13 protein-coding genes and 1 other annotated feature are annotated in these 19194 nt (G+C 30.6%); of the genes, 7 read left to right on the top strand and 6 right to left on the bottom strand.

The features are described 5' to 3' along the window. The first annotated feature begins 31 nt into the window (after nucleotides 1-31). Together LGK95_RS09495 and LGK95_RS09500 are read left to right on the top strand one after the other, a co-directional pair. On the top strand, nucleotides 32-538 hold the full coding sequence (locus LGK95_RS09495; protein WP_226124415.1) for a UPF0158 family protein: 507 nt from the start codon (nucleotides 32-34) through the stop codon (nucleotides 536-538). A gap of 273 nt (nucleotides 539-811) precedes the next feature. Continuing rightward, nucleotides 812-1516: an MgtC/SapB family protein gene (locus tag LGK95_RS09500; RefSeq protein ID WP_226124416.1), complete on the top strand. Its 705-nt coding sequence runs from the start codon at nucleotides 812-814 to the stop codon at nucleotides 1514-1516. A gap of 259 nt (nucleotides 1517-1775) precedes the next feature. On the opposite strand, the gene LGK95_RS09505 is transcribed toward LGK95_RS09500, so the two are convergent. Next, a complete protein-coding gene (locus LGK95_RS09505; RefSeq protein WP_226124509.1) occupies nucleotides 1776-3347 on the bottom strand; it encodes a DEAD/DEAH box helicase in 1572 nt (523 codons plus the stop codon). 120 nt (nucleotides 3348-3467) lie between these two features. Beyond that, a complete protein-coding gene (locus LGK95_RS09510) occupies nucleotides 3468-3992 on the bottom strand; it encodes a QueT transporter family protein (RefSeq protein ID WP_226124418.1) in 525 nt (174 codons plus the stop codon). Nucleotides 3993-4294: 302 nt separating this feature from the next. Between LGK95_RS09510 and LGK95_RS09515 the strand changes: the two genes are divergently transcribed. Genes LGK95_RS09515 through LGK95_RS09525 form a run of 3 tightly spaced genes read left to right on the top strand, consistent with a single transcriptional unit; the run spans nucleotide 4295 to nucleotide 7619 of the window. Beyond that, a complete protein-coding gene (locus tag LGK95_RS09515) occupies nucleotides 4295-5545 on the top strand; it encodes a M16 family metallopeptidase (protein ID WP_226124420.1) in 1251 nt (416 codons plus the stop codon). A 2-nt stretch (nucleotides 5546-5547) separates the two neighbouring features. After that, on the top strand, nucleotides 5548-6438 hold the full coding sequence (gene recX, locus LGK95_RS09520) for a recombination regulator RecX (protein WP_226124422.1): 891 nt from the start codon (nucleotides 5548-5550) through the stop codon (nucleotides 6436-6438). 5 nt (nucleotides 6439-6443) lie between these two features. Continuing rightward, the gene (locus LGK95_RS09525) at nucleotides 6444-7619 is read left to right on the top strand and encodes a transglutaminase domain-containing protein (RefSeq protein WP_226124510.1); all 1176 of its coding nucleotides are present in this window, start codon (nucleotides 6444-6446) and stop codon (nucleotides 7617-7619) included. Between the two features lie 19 nt (nucleotides 7620-7638). Here LGK95_RS09525 and LGK95_RS09530 read toward each other — a convergent pair whose 3' ends face one another. The 3 genes from LGK95_RS09530 to LGK95_RS09540 form a co-directional block, all read right to left on the bottom strand. Then, nucleotides 7639-7995 carry a tetratricopeptide repeat protein gene (locus LGK95_RS09530; protein WP_226124424.1) on the bottom strand — a complete coding sequence of 119 codons (357 nt, stop codon included), beginning with the start codon at nucleotides 7993-7995 and terminating at the stop codon, nucleotides 7639-7641. Nucleotides 7996-8122: 127 nt separating this feature from the next. Continuing rightward, nucleotides 8123-8923, bottom strand: a complete 801-nt coding sequence (locus tag LGK95_RS09535) for an ABC transporter permease (protein WP_226124511.1) — start codon at nucleotides 8921-8923, stop codon at nucleotides 8123-8125. Continuing rightward, nucleotides 8907-9725: an ABC transporter ATP-binding protein gene (locus LGK95_RS09540; protein ID WP_264174516.1), complete on the bottom strand. Its 819-nt coding sequence runs from the start codon at nucleotides 9723-9725 to the stop codon at nucleotides 8907-8909. The genes LGK95_RS09535 and LGK95_RS09540 overlap by 17 nt, the downstream gene beginning before the upstream one ends. Nucleotides 9726-10173: 448 nt before the next feature. Between LGK95_RS09540 and LGK95_RS09545 the strand changes: the two genes are divergently transcribed. Beyond that, nucleotides 10174-14451, top strand: a complete 4278-nt coding sequence (locus LGK95_RS09545; RefSeq protein WP_226124428.1) for a 2-hydroxyacyl-CoA dehydratase — start codon at nucleotides 10174-10176, stop codon at nucleotides 14449-14451. 153 nt (nucleotides 14452-14604) lie between these two features. On the opposite strand, the gene LGK95_RS09550 is transcribed toward LGK95_RS09545, so the two are convergent. Next, the gene (locus tag LGK95_RS09550; protein WP_226124430.1) at nucleotides 14605-15639 is read right to left on the bottom strand and encodes an ABC transporter substrate-binding protein; all 1035 of its coding nucleotides are present in this window, start codon (nucleotides 15637-15639) and stop codon (nucleotides 14605-14607) included. A 221-nt stretch (nucleotides 15640-15860) separates the two neighbouring features. Continuing rightward, nucleotides 15861-16088 (top strand) — a binding site (T-box leader). 85 nt (nucleotides 16089-16173) lie between these two features. Here LGK95_RS09550 and LGK95_RS09555 point away from each other — a divergent pair. Beyond that, nucleotides 16174-18816 (top strand): valine--tRNA ligase, encoded by a 2643-nt coding sequence (locus LGK95_RS09555; RefSeq protein ID WP_226124432.1) that lies wholly within the window; start codon nucleotides 16174-16176, stop codon nucleotides 18814-18816. The last annotated feature ends 378 nt before the right edge of the window (nucleotides 18817-19194 follow it).

The raw sequence follows: 19194 nt of genomic DNA on the forward strand, positions 1-19194 counted from the left end.
TAATGCTATTGTGACTAAAGGAGGGTGAATTGTGATACAAGTAGAAATTAATATGGAAGCACTTATAGAAACAATTTCGCATGTTGATGATAATTTAGGTAAAAGTTTCTTAGATACAATTACTGGTGAGGTTATATATATTCCCACAGAAGTAAGTTCAGCTCTAGAAAGCGGAACTTTAAAAGAATGTAGTTTTGATAGTTGGTTAAAGGAATTTGTTAGTGTTGCCATACTTATTAACGATGATGAGGTTAATAGATATTTAAGTGCTCCTCTCATAGATGAAGAGTTTTATATAGGAGCGATGAAAAAATACGTTAGTAAGTTAGTTAGCAAAACCGATCTGAAATTAGAATTACAAAAGGCATTAAATAATAAAGAACCTATAAAAAATTTTAAGCACGTTCTAATGGATAACCAAAATGCAACAGGTGAATCTGAGACAGAGCAGTGGTATGAATATGAAGACGGTTGTATAAAGGAATTCATTAAATCATGGTTAAATTCAAATGACATAGAGCAAAAATATTTAAATTAATATATAAAAGCAACCTGTTGGTTGCCTTTTTTTATTATCATATATGTTAGTATCTTTAGTTTTCAAAACTTCAGTAAAATTAAAAGGTATAGTTATCGTAGCAAAGTTATAAAACATAAGTAGTGGAAAAGTGGTATGTTTTGAATATTATGTATAATGGGCTAAAATGTGTGATACGTTAGTGTGATATACTATAATATATAAAAAATACTTCATTATACATTTTAAACTATGGTAATATAAGATGATGATCAATTTGTTGGAGGTATGTAAATGTCAGTATATGAAGTAGCAATAAGACTTGCTCTTGCAGTTGTAGTTGGTGGCTTAATAGGGTATGAGAGAGAGTTTAAAAACAGACCAGCGGGTTTTAGAACGCATATATTAGTATGTTTAGGTGCGGCAATTACGTCAATGATTCAATTATATTCAATTGAAGATGCAACCAATATGATAATTCAGCATCCAGAACTACAAAATGCTATGAAAGCGGATATAGGTCGTCTTGGTGCACAAGTTATAACAGGGGTAGGATTCCTAGGGGCAGGGACTATTATACATGAGAAGGGATCGGTAAAAGGGCTTACAACTGCAGCAAGTATATGGACAGTCGCATGCATTGGACTTGCAGTTGGACTGGGCTATTATACTTTAACCATATTATCTACTATATGTGTTTTTATAGTATTAGTATTTCTTAAAACTTTTGAATCTAGGTTTTTTAAAAATACTAATATTCTTAAATTAGAAATTGAATATATTAACAAGAGAGATATGGTAGAAAAATTAGAACTGTATTTTGAGGGCATGAACATAAAAGTTAAGAATATAGAATTTTTAATTGAGGATGATGAAGAAGAAAAATCAAAATATAATACAACAATGTATACAGTTTTAGCACCAAGACACCTTAAGAGCAGTGAAATTGTGCAAAAATTATGTGCATTTGATGAAATATACAAAGCTACAATATTATAAAAAAAGACATTGTAATAAGGACGTTATGACATAAAAAAAGAATTTAAAGTTTACTTATTTATTTACGATGTATATTAGAAATATCTCGATTAATAATATAAAAGTTAGAGTGCATAGAAGTTTGTTAAACTTATTCATATTTATCACCTCATTAATATTGTATGTTAAAGGGGGTGATAACATAATTAAAAGCATAAAATAAAAATCTATAAAAAAAAAGCACTTATTTATAAATAAGTGCTTTTTTGATTTACCAAAACTATCTTCTAGATTTAGCAACCTCAATGTTTACTTTTCTACTATTTAACTTCTTACCTGAACTATTATTTAAAATAGAATCAACTAAGTTGCCAGGTACATCTAAGAAAGAAAATTTATCTAAGATATCAATACGGCCAAGTTCATTTTTATTAATATTAGCAGTTTCACATAAGAAAGATATAATATCTTTAGTCATAACTTCATCCATTCTTCCTATAGATAAGAATAGTCTAACATTATCTGATGTTGTTGTATTAGTATCATCTGCATAGTTATAGTTAACTTCTTTATCAAAAATAATTTTTATTAGAGAAGCAGCTACATCTTCCGCACCAAATTCTTTTATAAGATTTTGTCCTAGTGGAAGAAAGTTTTCATACAAATTTTCTTTTAAGACTAATTTTATTGAATCTAAAATAGTTTCTGATTTTGCAGCAAAAATATCTGTTATAGTAGGTACAGTTTTTTTGTTAATCACACTTTTAGTGTCACGTTCAATTTGTCTTATAGCTGATGATTCACGTCTTGTAATAAGACTATATGCTGTACCTTCTTTACCAGCTCTACCAGTTCTACCAATTCTATGTATATATGATTCGCTATCTTGTGGTAAATCATAGTTTATTACATGAGTAACATCCTCGACGTCTATTCCTCTTGCAGCTACATCAGTTGCAATTAAGAAGTTCAAATTACCGTCTTTGAATTTTTTAAGAGTGTTCATTCTTTGACTTTGTTTCATGTCTCCGTGCATACCTTCTACAGTATAACCTCTAGGTTGTAATGCATCAACTAACTCATCTACACCTTTCTTAGTTTTACAGAATAGTATACAAGTCTTAGGAGCATCAACATCAAGAATTCTACATAATGATTCAAATTTATTCTTATTATTTACTTCATAATAAAATTGTTTAATTGTAGAAACGGTTAAAGACTTCTTTTCTATTGCAATAATCTTTGTTTCAGGATGCATATATTTTTTAGACAATATTTTAATAGCTCTTGGCATAGTAGCTGAGAAAAGTAAAGTCTGTCTATCTTCACTTAAATTACTTATGATACTTTCAATATCTTCAATAAAGCCCATGTTTAACATTTCATCAGCTTCATCTAAAACAAGAAATTTAGCATTTGCTAATTTTAAAGTGCCTTTTCTAATATGGTCTAATAATCTTCCAGGAGTTCCAACTACAATATCTACTCCTCTTTTTAGAGCGGATATTTGTCTATCAATAGATTGACCACCATATATTGGCAATATCTTAATTCTTTCATGTTTTGCAATACGTGAAAGTTCTTCAGCAACTTGAACAGCAAGTTCTCTTGTTGGAGACATTACTATTGCTTGAACTTTTCCATTCGATTTTTCCATTCTGCTTAAAATAGGTGCACCGAAAGCTAATGTTTTACCAGTTCCTGTTTGAGCTTGACCTATAATATCAAAGCCATCTAGTACAACTGGAATAGCTTTTGCTTGAATATCAGATGGATATTCAAATTTCAAATCGGTTATTGCTTGGAGTACGGATTCGTTTAGTCCTAGTTCATCAAATTTAATTTTTTCAATTTTGCTCATTAAAATTCCTCTTTCTTCTCATAAAGTATCAAATACATCTATTATTACAACATTCTATACAAAACAATAAATATTAAACTAAAAAAGCAAAATTATATTGCTTTTTTAAAATTATTTAAAAAAATTCCTCAAAGTTGAGTTCTTTTCAATAATATAAATAAGAGGTAATCCAATTCCATAACAGCAGACTAATTCTCCCCATGCAACTTGCAGCATACAAAGTAAAAGGGGCATGTCCTTAACATATAAAAGCTTTAACAACATGCCTATAACAATGGCATTTACTACTACGGCAGGTAATGGAGCAAGTATTCTTTTGAATTTTAGTTTGCTCTTACCAATATAGTAAGTTAAAATCGCGGCTATAAGTGTTGCAAGGGAACCGAAAACCATATCCATAATACCTAGTGGACTTATAATATTAGAAACTATACAACCTATTAGCAATCCTGGAATAGAAAAGGATGCAAAGTAAGGTAAAATAGTAAGTCCTTCAGCTATACGATATTGAACAACTCCAAAGCTGAAAAACGATAAGCTTAGAGTTAAAGCCGCATAAATAGCAGCCACCATTGCTGCAAAAACGATTTTTCTTATTTTTACAGACATAGTTCCTTCATTTAATTTAATATTCAATTTTGCGCCTCCATAGTTTTATTTTAAGACAGGATGGTTGCGAACTGTCTATGAGTATTTGACTCGAATCTTTATTTTACTCCATATTTCGCAAATAGTCAACAGTATTTTTTATTCCCTAGGAAATTAAATTCAAGATTATATCCAATAATAATATAGTTTAAAATAGTTAAAAGTATGATATAGTTAAACTATATAGCTTTTTGAATTTTCATCATTGTAAATTATTTAAGAAAGATTGAAAATTATATAATGAAGCTAAATTATTTTGATGCCAAAGTTTCGCTTTAAAGGAGAATATGATGAGTGAAGAAATTTTCAATACAAAACAAACCGAATTAAGTAATGGTATTAAACTTATTACCATTAAAAAAGATAGTCAAATTGCAGCCGTTCATGTTGGGGTCGATATAGGTTCGCTTTTTGAAGAAAAGAATGAAAAGGGGATAGCGCACTTTATAGAGCACATGCTTTTTAAAGGCACAAGAGATAGAACTAATGAAAAGCTAAACAGTGAATTAGAAAATTTAGGAGGAGAATATAATGCCTATACAGATTTTAACTGTACAGTGTATAGTGCTACTATTTTAAAAGAAGAATTAGAAAGTGCAGTAACACTTCTTGGAGATATGCTTTTAAATTCAACCTTTCCAGTTAATGAAATTGAAAAGGAAAGAGGAGTAATACTTGCAGAAATTAGATCAATTAATGATGACATTGAGGATTTAAGCTTTATGAGAGTTAATGAAATGGCGTTTAAATATAGTCCACTTAGGGAAGATACTATTGGTAATGAAAATGTAATAAAAAAAGTTGAAAGAAAGCAACTTATTGATTTTTATAATAAATATTATGTTCCTAATAATTCTTTTATATCTATTGTATCTCCATTTGAACATGAGGATATAATAAAAATGGTTATTAAGTATTTTGGTCATTGGATTAATAAAAAGTTTGAAAAGAAAGAAATAATACCAGAACATCACCAATTTATTAAAAAGATCTCATATAAAAAAGAAATAGAGCAAAGCACTATAATATATTTATATACTTTTAACGGGTTAACTAAAGATGAGGAATTAGCACTTAGAATACTAAACTTTAAGTTTGGGGAAAGCTCTAATTCTATATTGTTTAGAAAGCTTCGTGAAGAAAGAGGATTGTCCTATGATGTATATACTCACTTGGATACATCGAATAATGTTAAAACACTATATATATATACATCAGTTGCAGAGAAAAATGTAGATGAAGCAATTGAGGTAATTGATACAGCCATTGAAGATATTAAAACTGAAAAAATAACTTTTAATGACAATACAGTAGCTTTGATGAAAAAAATATTAAAAACTGCCATAGCATCAACGCTTGAGGATTCTACAGATCTCGGCAATTATGTAATTCATCAAGCTATGGATGACGAAAATATATATGAATTTATCCAGGATATGAAGAATATGGGAAATGTTAAAAGTAAAGACTTATATAATGTTTCTAGAAAAGTATTACAAAAACCTACAATTCATGTGTTTTTGCCAGAAAAGAGAGGTTAATATTGAGTAGCATTATAACTAAAATTGAAATACAAAAGAAAAATAAAGAAAGAGTGAACATCTATATGAATGAGGAATTTGCTTTTGCCTGTGATGCACAGTTAATATATATTCATAATATTACAAAAGGCAGATCCATGGAGAAAGAGAATTTAGAAGATATAGTTAATGAAGATAATTATATAAAAGGGAAAAATGCAGCTCTTCATTTTTTAGAAAGAAGTTTTAAGTCAGCTAAACAAGTAATTGATAAACTTACATTAAAAGAGTTTGATATTAAGACTATAGATAGAGTAATGGAATTTTTAAAGGAATACGATTTTGTTAATGATGAGCGGTTTGTGGAGTTATTTATAAAAGAAAAAATCAGATCTATTGGAAAAAATAGAATTAAGTTTACATTAATAAAAAAATCTCTTCCTAAGGAACTAATTAATGGAGCACTTAATAAAATAACTAATGAGCAGCAGTTATTAGTAGCTTTGAAATTAGGTGAAAAGAAATTAGCGACATTATCAAAGAGTGAAAAAGACACAAGAAAACTATACAAAAAAACAGGTGACTATTTAGCACGTAGTGGATATGATTATGAAATAATAAAAGAGGTCTTAGCTAAAATTACTAGTAATGATATTGAAGAGAATGAAAGAGATAGACCAAATTTTGAAAAAGAATCGCCAACTGAGAATACAATTAAAGAAGATTATGATAAATTATATGAGTTAGCTAGTAAAAGATATAACATTTTGATTAAATCAGAGTCCCAAAAAATAAAGTTATATAAGAAGCTAGGAGATTATCTTTTAAGGCGAGGTTTTCACTGGGATCAAATTAAAAAGGTATTAAAAGAGTTAATTAATGATATTGATAATGTTACAAATGAAGGCAGGTGATGGGAATGCTTAAGCAACCCGTAAGTCTAATTTTACTTATTTTTTTTATATATCCAATAATTAAAGGGTTTATATTCAAATTTTCATCGCAGCATTTAAAAGGGGCTATTGAGGGAGTTTTTCAAAGTATATCTTTTTTAATATCTTTATGTTTAGGTATTTATTATACTAAAAAGGTTTTTATTGAGCATGATAGCGGTATGTATGAAACGTTATATAAAAGCATTCCTTTAAACATTATAGATTTTATAAATAGTAAGCCATTAGTGATTTATATATTATTAATGCCAATAGTGATACTCATAATTTATAGTTTCATAAGTTTTGTAGTTAATTTAATTAGTAGAATAACTTTTTATCCTTTGTTTGATAGTATAGAGCGTATGTTAAAGGAAAAAAGCATAATTTTTAATAGAATTGCAGGGGCTGTATTCCAAATACCTAAGGCAATATGTTATGTAATTGTTATTACTTTTATATTGAACTTTCTGTCACTTCTCAATGTAACAGATACGTATAATAAGTATTTGGAAGAATCACAAGTGTATAGCTATATATCTAAAGAAGTAGTTATTCCTCTTACTAATTCGAAACTCGCAAAGAAGTTACCAAATGTTGTTAATAACTCTTTTAAGATTGTAGTAAAAGATGCTTCAAATTCCCAGCCCAATGTACAAAACAATCAAAATACTCGAAAGGGTATAATTTATTACAATGGCATTACGCTTGATCAAGGGGTTAAGTCTAATGATGAAATAAATAAGTTTGCAATTGACTTAGTTCAAGGTAAAAACGGAACAAGGGATAGAGCAAGGGCTATTTATAAATGGGTAGGTAGTAAAGTAGTTTATAGTGACGAAAAAGCAAATAGAGTATTAAATAATGATACACAAATGACATCTGGTGCCATACCAACTTTTAATTCTAGAAGTGGGATATGCTTTGATTATGCATGTCTATATGTAGCTATGTGTAGAGCTAATAATATAAAGGTTAGAATTATAACTGGCCAGGGATTCAATGGAAGTAATTGGGTTAGCCATGCTTGGAATCAAGTATATGTAGAGGGAGAAAACACGTGGATTAATGTAGATCCTACATTTTTAATTGGCGGGAATTACTTTGATAGTTCAAGATTTACTATCGACCATAAGCAAGAGACTATAGCCGGAGAATGGTAAAAGAATAGCTCCCTAAGATTTAGGGGGCTGTTCTATAACTTTTTAATAGTAAGTTAATGGCCTTTTCACAATCTTCATCATCATTATTTAGTGTCCAAGCAGTATTAAAGTAATATAATGCTTTTGGTTTGTTAACACACATAGCATAGCAATAAGCTAGGTTGAAAAAATATTTACTTTCACGACGAAAAGATATAGCCGAATGAAATACTGGTATTGCCTTTTCATATTCTTTTAAGTGTATAAAACATACTGCGGTATTATAAAGTGCACTTGCCTCATTATCTTTCATTTCCGCAGCTTTTTTATATAGAGCTATTGCTCTACTATAATCCTTTGTATTGTATATAGCGTTAGCCTTTTGAAAGTATTCCATTATTATCCTCCTTGTGGTTATTTTCAGAATTATAAATCTCTTATTCTAAATAGAGATAGTACTATATTAAATTGATTCTAATATAAATACTGTCCAAGGATTTTAAATATATACTTAAAATATAATTCTATTTAGTTTTGTTTACTACTTTTCTTTCAATTAGAGCAACCATTTCATACATAAGGTAAGCTAAGATGGAAAGTATTACTATACTCATCATTACCATATCTAGTTGGGAAATTTGACCACCATAGATTATTAAAAACCCTAACCCCTCTTTAGCTACTAAGAACTCACCCATGATTACACCTACCCATGAGAGGCCTACGTTGATCTTAAGTGCGGAAATAAGAGCTGGAATAGATGCAGGTATAATTAAATTAATTAGTATTTGGAGTTTAGAAGCTCCAAAAGTTTTTAGGAGCTTAATTTTATCTTCATCAACTTCTCTAAAACCACTAAGTATGCTTATTATAGTTACAACTATTGATATTAAAAGAGCAATTACTATTATTGCTGTTATTCCATTGCCTACCCAAAATATAATAATGGGTGCAAGAGCTATTTTTGGTAGTGCATTTAATACTATAAGATATGGATCTAAAACTTTTGAAACAAAATCTGACCACCATAGTAGAATTGCAATAAAGGCACCTAAGATAGTCCCCAATAAAAAACCTGTTATTGTTTCAAAACATGTTATGGAGATATTAGTTAAAAGTGTACCTTCATTATATATTACTACAAATGATTTAAACATTTTTGAGGGTGTACTTGTTAAAAAAGAATCAATCCAGTTAAGTCTCCCAGCTATTTCCCAAAGACTAAAAAAAACAATGAGTATTATTATCCTAGTAAAAATAATAAGGCGCTTTTTCTTTTTTACATTTTTAATATAATTTCTTTGTTCTTCACTTTGAATCATCATTATCATTCAACTCCTTCCAAATTTCATTGAAATAAACTCTGAAATTTGGAGCTTCTCTACGTTTTAGAGGACAAGAGAAATCTTCCCCAAATTTAAGGGCCATGTGTTTAGCAATTACAGCAGGACGCTTTGAAAGTATAATAATTTCATCGGACATTGCAATAGCTTCAGCAATATCATGAGTAACCATTATAGTAGTCTTTTGTTCTTTTTTTATTATTTCATAAACTTCATCACTAATGTTTAGTCTAGTTTGATAGTCTAAAGCTGAAAAAGGTTCATCTAAAAGAAGTATTTCAGGACTTAGAGCTAAGGTTCGAATTAGAGCAACTCTTTGGCGCATACCCCCAGATAATTCTCTTGGATGATGATCCTTAAATTCCCAAAGATTATAGCTTATTAATAGGTTTTTTACCCTTTCTTTATTGGCATCAGTAACGCAATGATTAATTTTAAGACCTATCAGTACATTGTCCCATATAGTTAACCAGTCGAACAATTGGTCTTTTTGAAACATATATCCTATTTTTAAAAAGTTTGAGCGATTAGCTGGGCGGTTAATTATTACTTTTCCATAAGAAGGTTCAATTAAACCTGCTATTATATTTAATAGAGTAGATTTTCCACAGCCAGAAGGGCCTACGATACTTAAAAACTTACCTTCTTGTACACCAAATGAGATATCTGCTAGAGCAGGAGTTTCTGCAGTTAAAGAGTGATAGTTCATACTTATATTAATGATTTCTACTTTAATCACTTTATCATCCCCTCGAAAGTTATAGTTTAGTATATGAGTTTTCATAACGTATTGTTAACGACATTTAGAGATGATGATTAATTACATTTAATCCAATTTATAAGTGTGAAGTGTTTTTTTTAGGTGGATAAAAGAATAAAGATTATAATGCAAAATAATTAAGAAGAAATAGGTTGAAAATATCATATTTGTAGAGTTATAATATACTATAATTATTTGTTGATTTTCTATAAATGTAATCAACAAATAAAAATAAAACAAGAAAGATATCTAAAAAATGTAATTAACAGGAATAATATGGTGAAAATCTGCAATACAGAGAATAAAATAACTTTATCAAGAATAAAGATATATATATCTATAATTATGTTAATTTTTATAATATTAAAAGTATAAAAAATTAGAGCTAAATTAAGATGCATAAGTATAAATAATAAATAAAAGATTATAAAAACACAAATAAGTCAAACTTGCGAGGAAAGAGAAGAGAATTATGAAAAATATATTACATGTTGGTTTAGATGTAGGTTCTACTACTGTTAAAATAGTAGTATTAAATGAGCAAGAAAAAACAGTTTATAGCAAATATCAGAGGCACTTTTCAGATATAAAAAGTACAATAGCTGAACTTTTATACGAAGCTTATAACAATTTTAGTGAATCAAATATTACTATAGTTGTAACCGGATCAGGTGGACTAGCTCTATCTAAATGGATGAATATACCTTTTGTCCAAGAAGTAATAGCAAGCACATATGCCATAGAAAATATTATTCCAAGAACTAATGTTGCTATAGAACTAGGAGGAGAAGATGCAAAAATTATCTATTTTGATGGAGGAATAGATCAAAGGATGAACGGTACTTGCGCTGGTGGTACTGGGGCATTTATTGATCAGATGGCATCACTTCTTCAAACTGATGCTACTGGACTCAATGAACTTGCAAAAAACTATAAAACTATTTATCCAATTGCCGCTAGATGTGGAGTGTTTGCAAAAACTGATATTCAACCTTTATTGAATGAGGGTGCAGCAAAGGAAGATGTTGCTGTGTCAGTTTTTCAGTCAGTGGTTAACCAAACTATTAGTGGCCTTGCTTGTGGTAGACCAATCAGAGGAAATGTTGCATTTTTAGGGGGACCATTATTCTTCTTGTCTGAACTACGAAAAAGGTTTATTGAAACTTTAAAACTAACAGAGGATCAAGTTATTTTTCCGAGTGATTCTCAGTTGTTTGTAGCAGTTGGGGCGGCTATGTCATCAAAGGATAATAGTGTTATTACATTTGAAGAATTAAAGAATCAGCTTCCAAAATTAAAGGAAGTGTCAAGCCATGATGTTAGGCGTTTTAGACCTTTATTTTCAGATGAACAAGAGCTACAAGCTTTTAATGAAAGGCAAAGCAAATATAAGGCAAAAAGAAGAGAATTAGAAGGGTATACAGGAAATTGTTTCCTAGGAATAGATGCTGGTTCTACAACTACGAAAGTTACTCTTATAGATGAGGAAGGTGCACTTTTATACTCTTACTATGGGAGTAACGAAGGCAATCCACTAACATTAGTTAGAAAGGTATTAAAACATATATATTCAATTTTGCCTAAAGGTGTAACTATTCTAAATTCAGCAGTAACAGGCTATGGTGAAAAATTAATTATGGCAGCTTTAAAAGTGGACATTGGGGAAATTGAGACTATAGCTCATTACAAAGCAGCAGAATTTTTTATGCCTGGGGTTGATTTTATATTAGACATTGGTGGACAGGATATGAAATGTCTAAAAATAAAAAATGGAGTAATAGATAGTATAATGCTAAATGAAGCTTGCTCATCTGGATGTGGATCTTTTATAGAAACATTTGCTCAATCATTAAATATGGGGGTATCTGATTTTGCAGATGTTGCATTGCAAGCTAAAAGTCCAGTGGACTTAGGTTCAAGATGCACTGTGTTTATGAATTCAAGAGTTAAACAGGCTCAGAAGGAGGGTGCATCTGTTGGAGATATATCAGCAGGGCTTTCTTATTCAGTAATAAAGAATGCACTACTTAAAGTTATTAAGATTAGAGATCCAAAGGACATGGGTAAAAAGATAATAGTTCAAGGCGGAACATTTTATAATAGTGCGGTGCTTAGGGCTTTTGAGATTGTTTCAGGAAGAGAAGCAGTTAGACCAGATATTGCAGGGCTTATGGGTGCATTTGGTGCTTCACTTATTGCAAAAGAAAGAAATGAAAATGATAAGACTTCTACATTGTTATCAATAAATCAATTGGATAACTTAGTTGTAGAAAATTCTATGGGTAGATGTAAACAATGCGCAAATCAATGTGTTCTTACAATAAATCAATTTGATAAGAAGCGGGAATTTATATCTGGTAATAGATGCGAAAAGGCGCTAGGACTTAGTAATAAAAAAGAAGAAGTTCCTAATGTATATGATTATAAATATAAACGAATATTTGATTATATTCCATTAAAGAAGGAAAAAGCTCCTAGAGGTGTAATAGGAATTCCAAGAGTGCTAAATATATATGAAAATTACCCTTTCTGGTTTACTTTTTTTACAAACTTAGGATTTAGGGTAGAAGTTTCTCAAAGATCTTCGAAGAAAGTATATGAGATGGGAATAGAGACTATCCCATCAGAATCTGCTTGTTACCCTGCAAAAATTGCACATGGACATATAATGAGCCTTATAAATAAGGGTATAGATCTAATATTTTATCCTTGTATTCCGTATGAAAAAAAAGAGCAGAAGGATGCAGACGATCATTATAATTGCCCTATAGTAACTTCATATCCTGAGGTAATAAAAAATAATATGGATATTTTAAAGGAAAGAAATATCAAGTTCCTAAACCCATTTATATCACTCGACAATGAGAAAAAATTAGTGGTAAGATTAGCAGATGAGTTAGCTAGTTTTGGTATTAATAAAAAAGAAGTCGCAATTGCTGCGCAGAAGGCATGGACTGAAACTGAAAAGGTTAAACAAGACATTAGAAATAAAGGTGAGGAAGTTGTAGAGTATATTAGACGTACCGGAAAAAAGGGTATCGTTTTAGCTGGCAGACCTTATCATATAGATCCTGAGATTAACCACGGAATTCCTAGTGTAATTACTGACTTTGATATGCCTGTACTTACAGAGGATTCTGTGGCTCACTTAGGTGTTATTGAAAGACCTCTAAGAGCGGTAGATCAGTGGGTATACCATTCTAGGTTATATGCAGCAGCGAGTTTTGTATCTGGCGAGCCAAATATTGAACTCATTCAGCTGAATTCTTTTGGATGTGGGCTTGATGCGGTAACTTCAGATCAAGTTGGCCAAATTTTAGAAAATAACGGTAAGTTATTTACAACATTAAAAATAGATGAAGGAAATAACTTAGGGGCAGCTAGAATTAGAATTAGATCTTTAAAAGCTGCAATTAATGAAAGAGATAAAAATGGAATTTTGCCGACGAGAACTCACGAGAGTGATAGTAAAATTATTTTCACAAAAGAAATGAGGAAAAATCATACAATTTTATGTCCACAAATGTCACCTATACATTTTCAATTTCTACAGGAAGCATTTAATGCATCAGGTTACAATCTACAAATATTGCCATCAGTAGATACTAAAGCTGTAGATGAAGGTCTAAAATATGTAAATAATGATGCTTGTTATCCTACAATAATTGTAGTTGGACAAATAATCGCTGCTCTGAAATCAGGTAGTTATGATTTAGATAATGTATCTGTAATAATTTCTCAAACTTGTGGAGGGTGTAGGGCTACAAATTACATTGGATTCCTTAGAAAAGCATTAAAAGATGCAGGATTTTCCAAAGTTCCAGTTTTATCTTTAAACGCCGCTGGTCTTGAGAAAAACCCAGGGTTTAAGTTCACATATCCAATGATTAAAAAATCGATTATGGCATTAGTCTACGGAGATTTGCTTATGAGGGTTCTATACAAGGTTAGACCTTATGAGGTAATAGAAGGCTCAGCTAATTTACTTTATGACAAGTGGGTAAAACTCTGTAAAGCTTCCGTGGTAAAAGGTAAAAGTAAAGAGTTTAAAAACAATATTACACAAATTGTATCAGAATTTGACTTTTTAGAAATTAATCATATTGTAAAACCTCAGGTAGGACTTGTAGGAGAAATTTTAGTTAAGTTTCATCCCACAGCTAACAATAACATTATAAATGTTATTGAAAAAGAAGGTGGGGAGGCAGTTATGCCAGATTTAACTGACTTTTTCTTATACTGTGCTTTTGATGCTGATTTTAAATACAAGTATTTAGGCAAAGGTAAAACTGATAAAATATTAAATAATATGGCCATTCAATATATAGAGGGTTATAGAAAACATATGAAATCAGTTCTTGAAAAGAGTAAAAGATTTCACGCGCCGAAAACTATACAAGAATTAGCAGTGGGAGCATCACCTATAATATCCTTAGGCAATCAGGCAGGTGAAGGTTGGTTTTTGACTGCTGAAATGGTTGAACTTATTGAGAGCGGAACAAAAAACATAGTATGTATGCAGCCTTTTGCTTGTCTTCCTAATCATGTAACAGGTAAAGGAATGATTAAGGAATTAAAGAGAAGATACCCAGGGGCTAATATAACTGCTATAGATTATGACCCAGGTGCAAGTGAAGTAAATCAAATTAACAGGATTAAGCTTATGATGTCTATTGCTTTTAAAAATCTTAAGAGTGAAGAAGAAATGAAAATTGCATATGATGAGGCAGCTAGTGACAAAAAAGAATAGCATAATCTAAGAAAAATATTAAAATTATCACTGGTAAGCCTATTATTAAAAGAATACAAAGGTGTATTAGTAACTATAATAATGAAGGTTCGGTATTTATGATGGTCTACTATCAGAACATCATAAATGTCGAACCTTCATTTATTTGTTTAATTATTTTATATCGGTTACGGCTTTCTTGCTAAATGTAGTGTTTACAATTTTATCAAAGTCAGGTCTTGCAGGTATTAATGATGCTTTATAAGATTGTATTATATCCATAAGTTTTGTTAAGTTCGCTGTAGTTAATGTTGGGTTCGTTGAGAAGGCATTTACATTTCTGTAGTTTTTGATAGATGCAGTAAGTACAGCTTCGTCTGTACCAGGGAAGTAGGATTTTATTGAAGTTACGACTTCTTTATCAGAATGACTATTAACCCATTTTTGACCTTTATATATTGCATTAGTGAATTTTTGCATTACTGCTGGATTTTTTGCTATATAAGATTTTGTAGCAAAAAAGCATGTATAAGGTATAGTTCCAGCTGACTCTCCCACTGAAGCTACAATATTTCCAGAATTACTTTTTTTCATTGTACTAGCAGTTGGTTCAAAGAGAGCAACGTAATCACCTGTACCAGCTTTAAAAGCACCAGCAGTAGCTGTGAAAGCAAGGTTTGTAATGATTTTTACATCAACCCCAGGTTTTAAACCATGATTTTTTAGAACATATTCAAGGGTCATCTCAGGTACTCCACCGGGTCTCCCACCTATTATAGTTTTGCCTTTTAAGGATTCCCACTTAAAATTTGTCTCAGTTTTTCTAGATACTAGAAAAGATCCATCTTTTTGTGTTAATTGTGCAAATAGAACTGGATAGTCTGTTCGGTGCTGATTATAGATGTAAATAATTTGTTCTGGTCCGCATAAACCTATGTCGGAAGCTTTACTTAAAACTTGTTGCATAGTTTTATCTGCACCTTGACCAGTCGAAAGGTCAATATCAAGGCCTTCTTCTTTAAAGTAACCCTGAGTAATAGCTGCATACATAGGAGCATAAAAAATAGAGCGGACTACTTCATTTAACTTTACTTTAACTAAAGGAGTAGTTTTAGTAGTAGTAGCTTTTTGTGTACATCCAGAAAGTAATGTTGTTACAAAGACAAGAGAAACAAGTAACGAAAAAACTGAAAGCTTTTTAATTTTCATAGATACCTCCATATTTTATAGTTGTTATTATTATATAATATGAAAAATTGTGTATATGTGACATTAATATGTTTGAAATGAAATATCTTGACATATGAAAATTAAGATGTATAATAGAGAACAAATGATATTTAAACAACATTTATAACAACTAAACAATAAAATGCTTAATAACTAAACAATAAATGGTTAGATAACTAGATAAAAATTGAATAAAATCTTTAAAAGCTTAGATGAAGAGGAGTAGAGGGAAATTAATATTCAGAGAGGAAGATCCATGGGTTGTAAGATCTTCTATATGAAAAACCTTGAAGTAGCTTCGGAGCTTCTTTGCCACATTCATTTTATTATGAGTAGAGGGTATAAGACGGTTTTCTTAATCGTTAAATTATTAAGAGCCTGCATATATGCAGGAAAAAAGGTGGTACCGCGAGCTTTTCGTCCTTTTATAGACGAAGGCTCTTTTTTTATTGTTTAAAAAATAAACACTATAGAGATATTGATATACTAATTATTATTTAGGAGGAATTAATTATGGAAGAGATTAATAATATTGAAAAAAATTATGATCCCAAAGAATTTGAAGAAAGACTTTATGCATGGTGGGAAGAAAAAGGATTTTTTACACCAGAAGTTGATAAAGATAAGAAACCTTTCACAATAGTAATGCCACCACCAAATATAACAGGAAAATTACATTTAGGTCATGCTCTTGATAATACTCTTCAAGACATATTAATAAGAACTAAAAGAATGCAAGGGTATAGCACCTTGTGGCTACCTGGTGAAGACCATGCTAGTATTGCAACAGAAGTAAAGGTTGAAAATGAACTTTTAAAGAAGGGTCTTAAGAAAAAAGAAATGGGAAGAGAAGCCTTCCTTGAAAAGGTTTGGGACTGGACTAATGAATATAGAGCAAAAATCAGGGGTCAAATAAGAAAAATGGGATGTTCTGTTGACTTTACAAGAGAAAGCTTTACTATGGATGAAAATTTAAATCATGCTGTAAGGGAAGTTTTCGTTAAATTATATAATGATGGACTTATTTATAAGGGAAATAGAATAACAAACTGGTGCCCAAAATGCATGACAGCAATATCAGATGCTGAGATAGAGTTTGAAGAACAAGAAGGTCACTTCTGGCATATAAAATATCCAGTAATAGGTAGTGACGAATTCTTAGAAATAGCTACAACAAGACCAGAAACTATGCTTGGTGATACAGCAGTAGCTGTAAATCCTAAAGACCCACGTTATACACATTTAGTAGGAAAAAAAATAATGTTACCCCTAGTAAATAGAGAAATACCAATAGTTGAAGATGATTACGTTGACATAGAGTTTGGAACAGGTGCGGTTAAGATTACTCCAGCACATGATCCTAATGATTATCAGATAGGAAAGAGACATAACCTACCGGAAATAGTAATCCTAAACGAAAATGCTACTATAAGTGATGGCTACGGAAAATATTCAGGTCTTGATAGATACGAGGCACGAAAAGTTATGGTAGAAGATTTAGATAAAGCAGGCCTACTTGTTAAAATAAAAGACCATGCTCATAATGTAGGGACTCACGATAGGTGCAAAACTACTGTAGAGCCAATGTTATCAGAGCAATGGTACGTTAAAATGGAATCTCTTGCAAAACCAGCAATTGACGCTGTTCGTGAAAATAAAACTAAATTTGTTCCTGAGAGGTTTGATAAAACATATTTTAACTGGATGGAAAATATACAAGATTGGTGTATATCAAGACAGTTATGGTGGGGACATAGAATACCAGTATGGTACTGTAAAGACTGTGGGGAAATGATTGTTTCAGTTAATGCACCAGAAAATTGTACTAAATGTAATAGTACAAATTTAAATCAAGATAAAGATGTTTTAGATACTTGGTTTAGTTCTGCACTATGGCCTTTCTCAACACTTGGTTGGCCAAATAATACAGAGGATTTAAAACACTTCTATCCAACAAGTGTTTTAGTAACAGGATATGATATCATATTCTTCTGGGTTGCAAGAATGATCTTTTCTGGAATTTACAATTTAAAGGAAGTGCCATTTGAAACAGTAGTAATACATGGAATGGTTAGAGATGAACAAGGAAGAAAAATGTCTAAGTCCCTAGGAAATGGTATAGATCCATTAGACGTAATAGACAAATATGGTGCAGATGCGCTAAGATTCTCACTCGCAACAGGAAATTCACCAGGTAGCGATATAAGATTCTATGAGTCAAGAGTTGAAGCTGCTAGAAACTTTGCTAATAAAATTTGGAATGCTTCTAGGTTTGTTATGATGAATTTCAATGAAGAACTTATGACAAAATATAAAGATAATAAAAATTATACTGTTGCAGATAAGTGGATATTGTCAAGAATGAACACTGTGACAAAAGAAGTAACAGAAAATATTGAAAAATATGAAATAGGGATAGCACTTCAAAAGACTCATGACTTTATGTGGACAGAATTTTGTGATTGGTATATTGAACTTATTAAACCAGTTCTATATGCAGAAGACGGTGAGGCAAAGGGTATTGCACTTAATGTTTTAAACACTGTACTAAAAACTGGACTTAAATTACTTCACCCAGTTATGCCATTTATAACAGAAGAAATTTATACTCACTTAGATAATGAATATGAATCTATTACGATTTCTAGATGGCCAGAGTATGATGTAGAACTTAAAGACGAAAAAGCTGAAGAAAAAATGAACTATATTATAGAAGCAATAAAAGATGTTAGAAATGCTAGAACAGGTATGAATGTAGCACCTTCAAGAAAAGCTAAGGTATTTATATATGCAACAGAGGCAAAACAGGCATTTGAAGAAGGGATGGTATATTTTCAAAAACTTGCATCAGCTAGTGAAGTAAAGTTTTTAGAAACTAAGGCTGAAGCACCAGAAAACGTAGTTACAGTAGTGACTAGTGGTGCCGAGATATACATGCCATTACATGAGCTAGTAGATTTAGAAAAAGAATTAGAAAGACTAAATAAAGAGAAAGATAAATTAAGAAAAGAAATAGATAGAGTAGAGAAGAAGCTTTCTAATGAAAAATTCACTGCTAAAGCACCAGTAGAGGTGGTTGACGAAGAAAAAGCAAAAGGCGAAAAATATAAAGAAATGTACAATACAGTAATTCAAAGTATACAAAATTTAAAATAATTTTAATTACAAAGTAAACTGAAACTATGGGATAGACATAAAAAGTCTATTCCATAGTTTTTTGTTATAACATTGATTTTAGTTGATTGTTATAGGACAACTACTAATTGTTTCTACAAGGTCAGTATTCATAGCAAAGTTAAATTTAAAGTTAATATCAGGAAGTTTATATAATTACAATATTATATAAAATGAATTAAATAGGTTCAATTTTTTTTGAATATGAAAGGTACTAGTGGGCAAAGCGAACATAGATGTATTAAGTAATTATTGATAATGTGGGTGTAATTTGAAGTTATAGTTTATGGATATAAATACAAGTTAAAAAATAGTTGACATTTATTTAATTATTTGCTATTATTTTTGTAATATTAAATA

This window comes from Clostridium algoriphilum (assembly GCF_020443705.1).
GTDB classification, from domain to species: Bacteria; Bacillota; Clostridia; order Clostridiales; family Clostridiaceae; genus Clostridium_AD; species Clostridium_AD algoriphilum.

What these genes read in the sequence shown, in the direction of transcription:
- LGK95_RS09500 (WP_226124416.1), top strand. Translation starts at nt 812, where the DNA reads ATGTCAGTATATGAAGTAGCAATAAGACTTGCTCTTGCAGTTGTAGTT.
- LGK95_RS09515 (WP_226124420.1), top strand. Translation starts at nt 4,295, where the DNA reads ATGAGTGAAGAAATTTTCAATACAAAACAAACCGAATTAAGTAATGGT.
- LGK95_RS09525 (WP_226124510.1), top strand. Translation starts at nt 6,444, where the DNA reads ATGCTTAAGCAACCCGTAAGTCTAATTTTACTTATTTTTTTTATATAT.
- LGK95_RS09530 (WP_226124424.1), bottom strand. Translation starts at nt 7,995, where the DNA reads ATGGAATACTTTCAAAAGGCTAACGCTATATACAATACAAAGGATTAT.
- LGK95_RS09535 (WP_226124511.1), bottom strand. Translation starts at nt 8,923, where the DNA reads ATGATGATTCAAAGTGAAGAACAAAGAAATTATATTAAAAATGTAAAA.
- LGK95_RS09540 (WP_264174516.1), bottom strand. Translation starts at nt 9,725, where the DNA reads ATGAAAACTCATATACTAAACTATAACTTTCGAGGGGATGATAAAGTG.
- LGK95_RS09545 (WP_226124428.1), top strand. Translation starts at nt 10,174, where the DNA reads ATGAAAAATATATTACATGTTGGTTTAGATGTAGGTTCTACTACTGTT.
- LGK95_RS09550 (WP_226124430.1), bottom strand. Translation starts at nt 15,639, where the DNA reads ATGAAAATTAAAAAGCTTTCAGTTTTTTCGTTACTTGTTTCTCTTGTC.
- LGK95_RS09555 (WP_226124432.1), top strand. Translation starts at nt 16,174, where the DNA reads ATGGAAGAGATTAATAATATTGAAAAAAATTATGATCCCAAAGAATTT.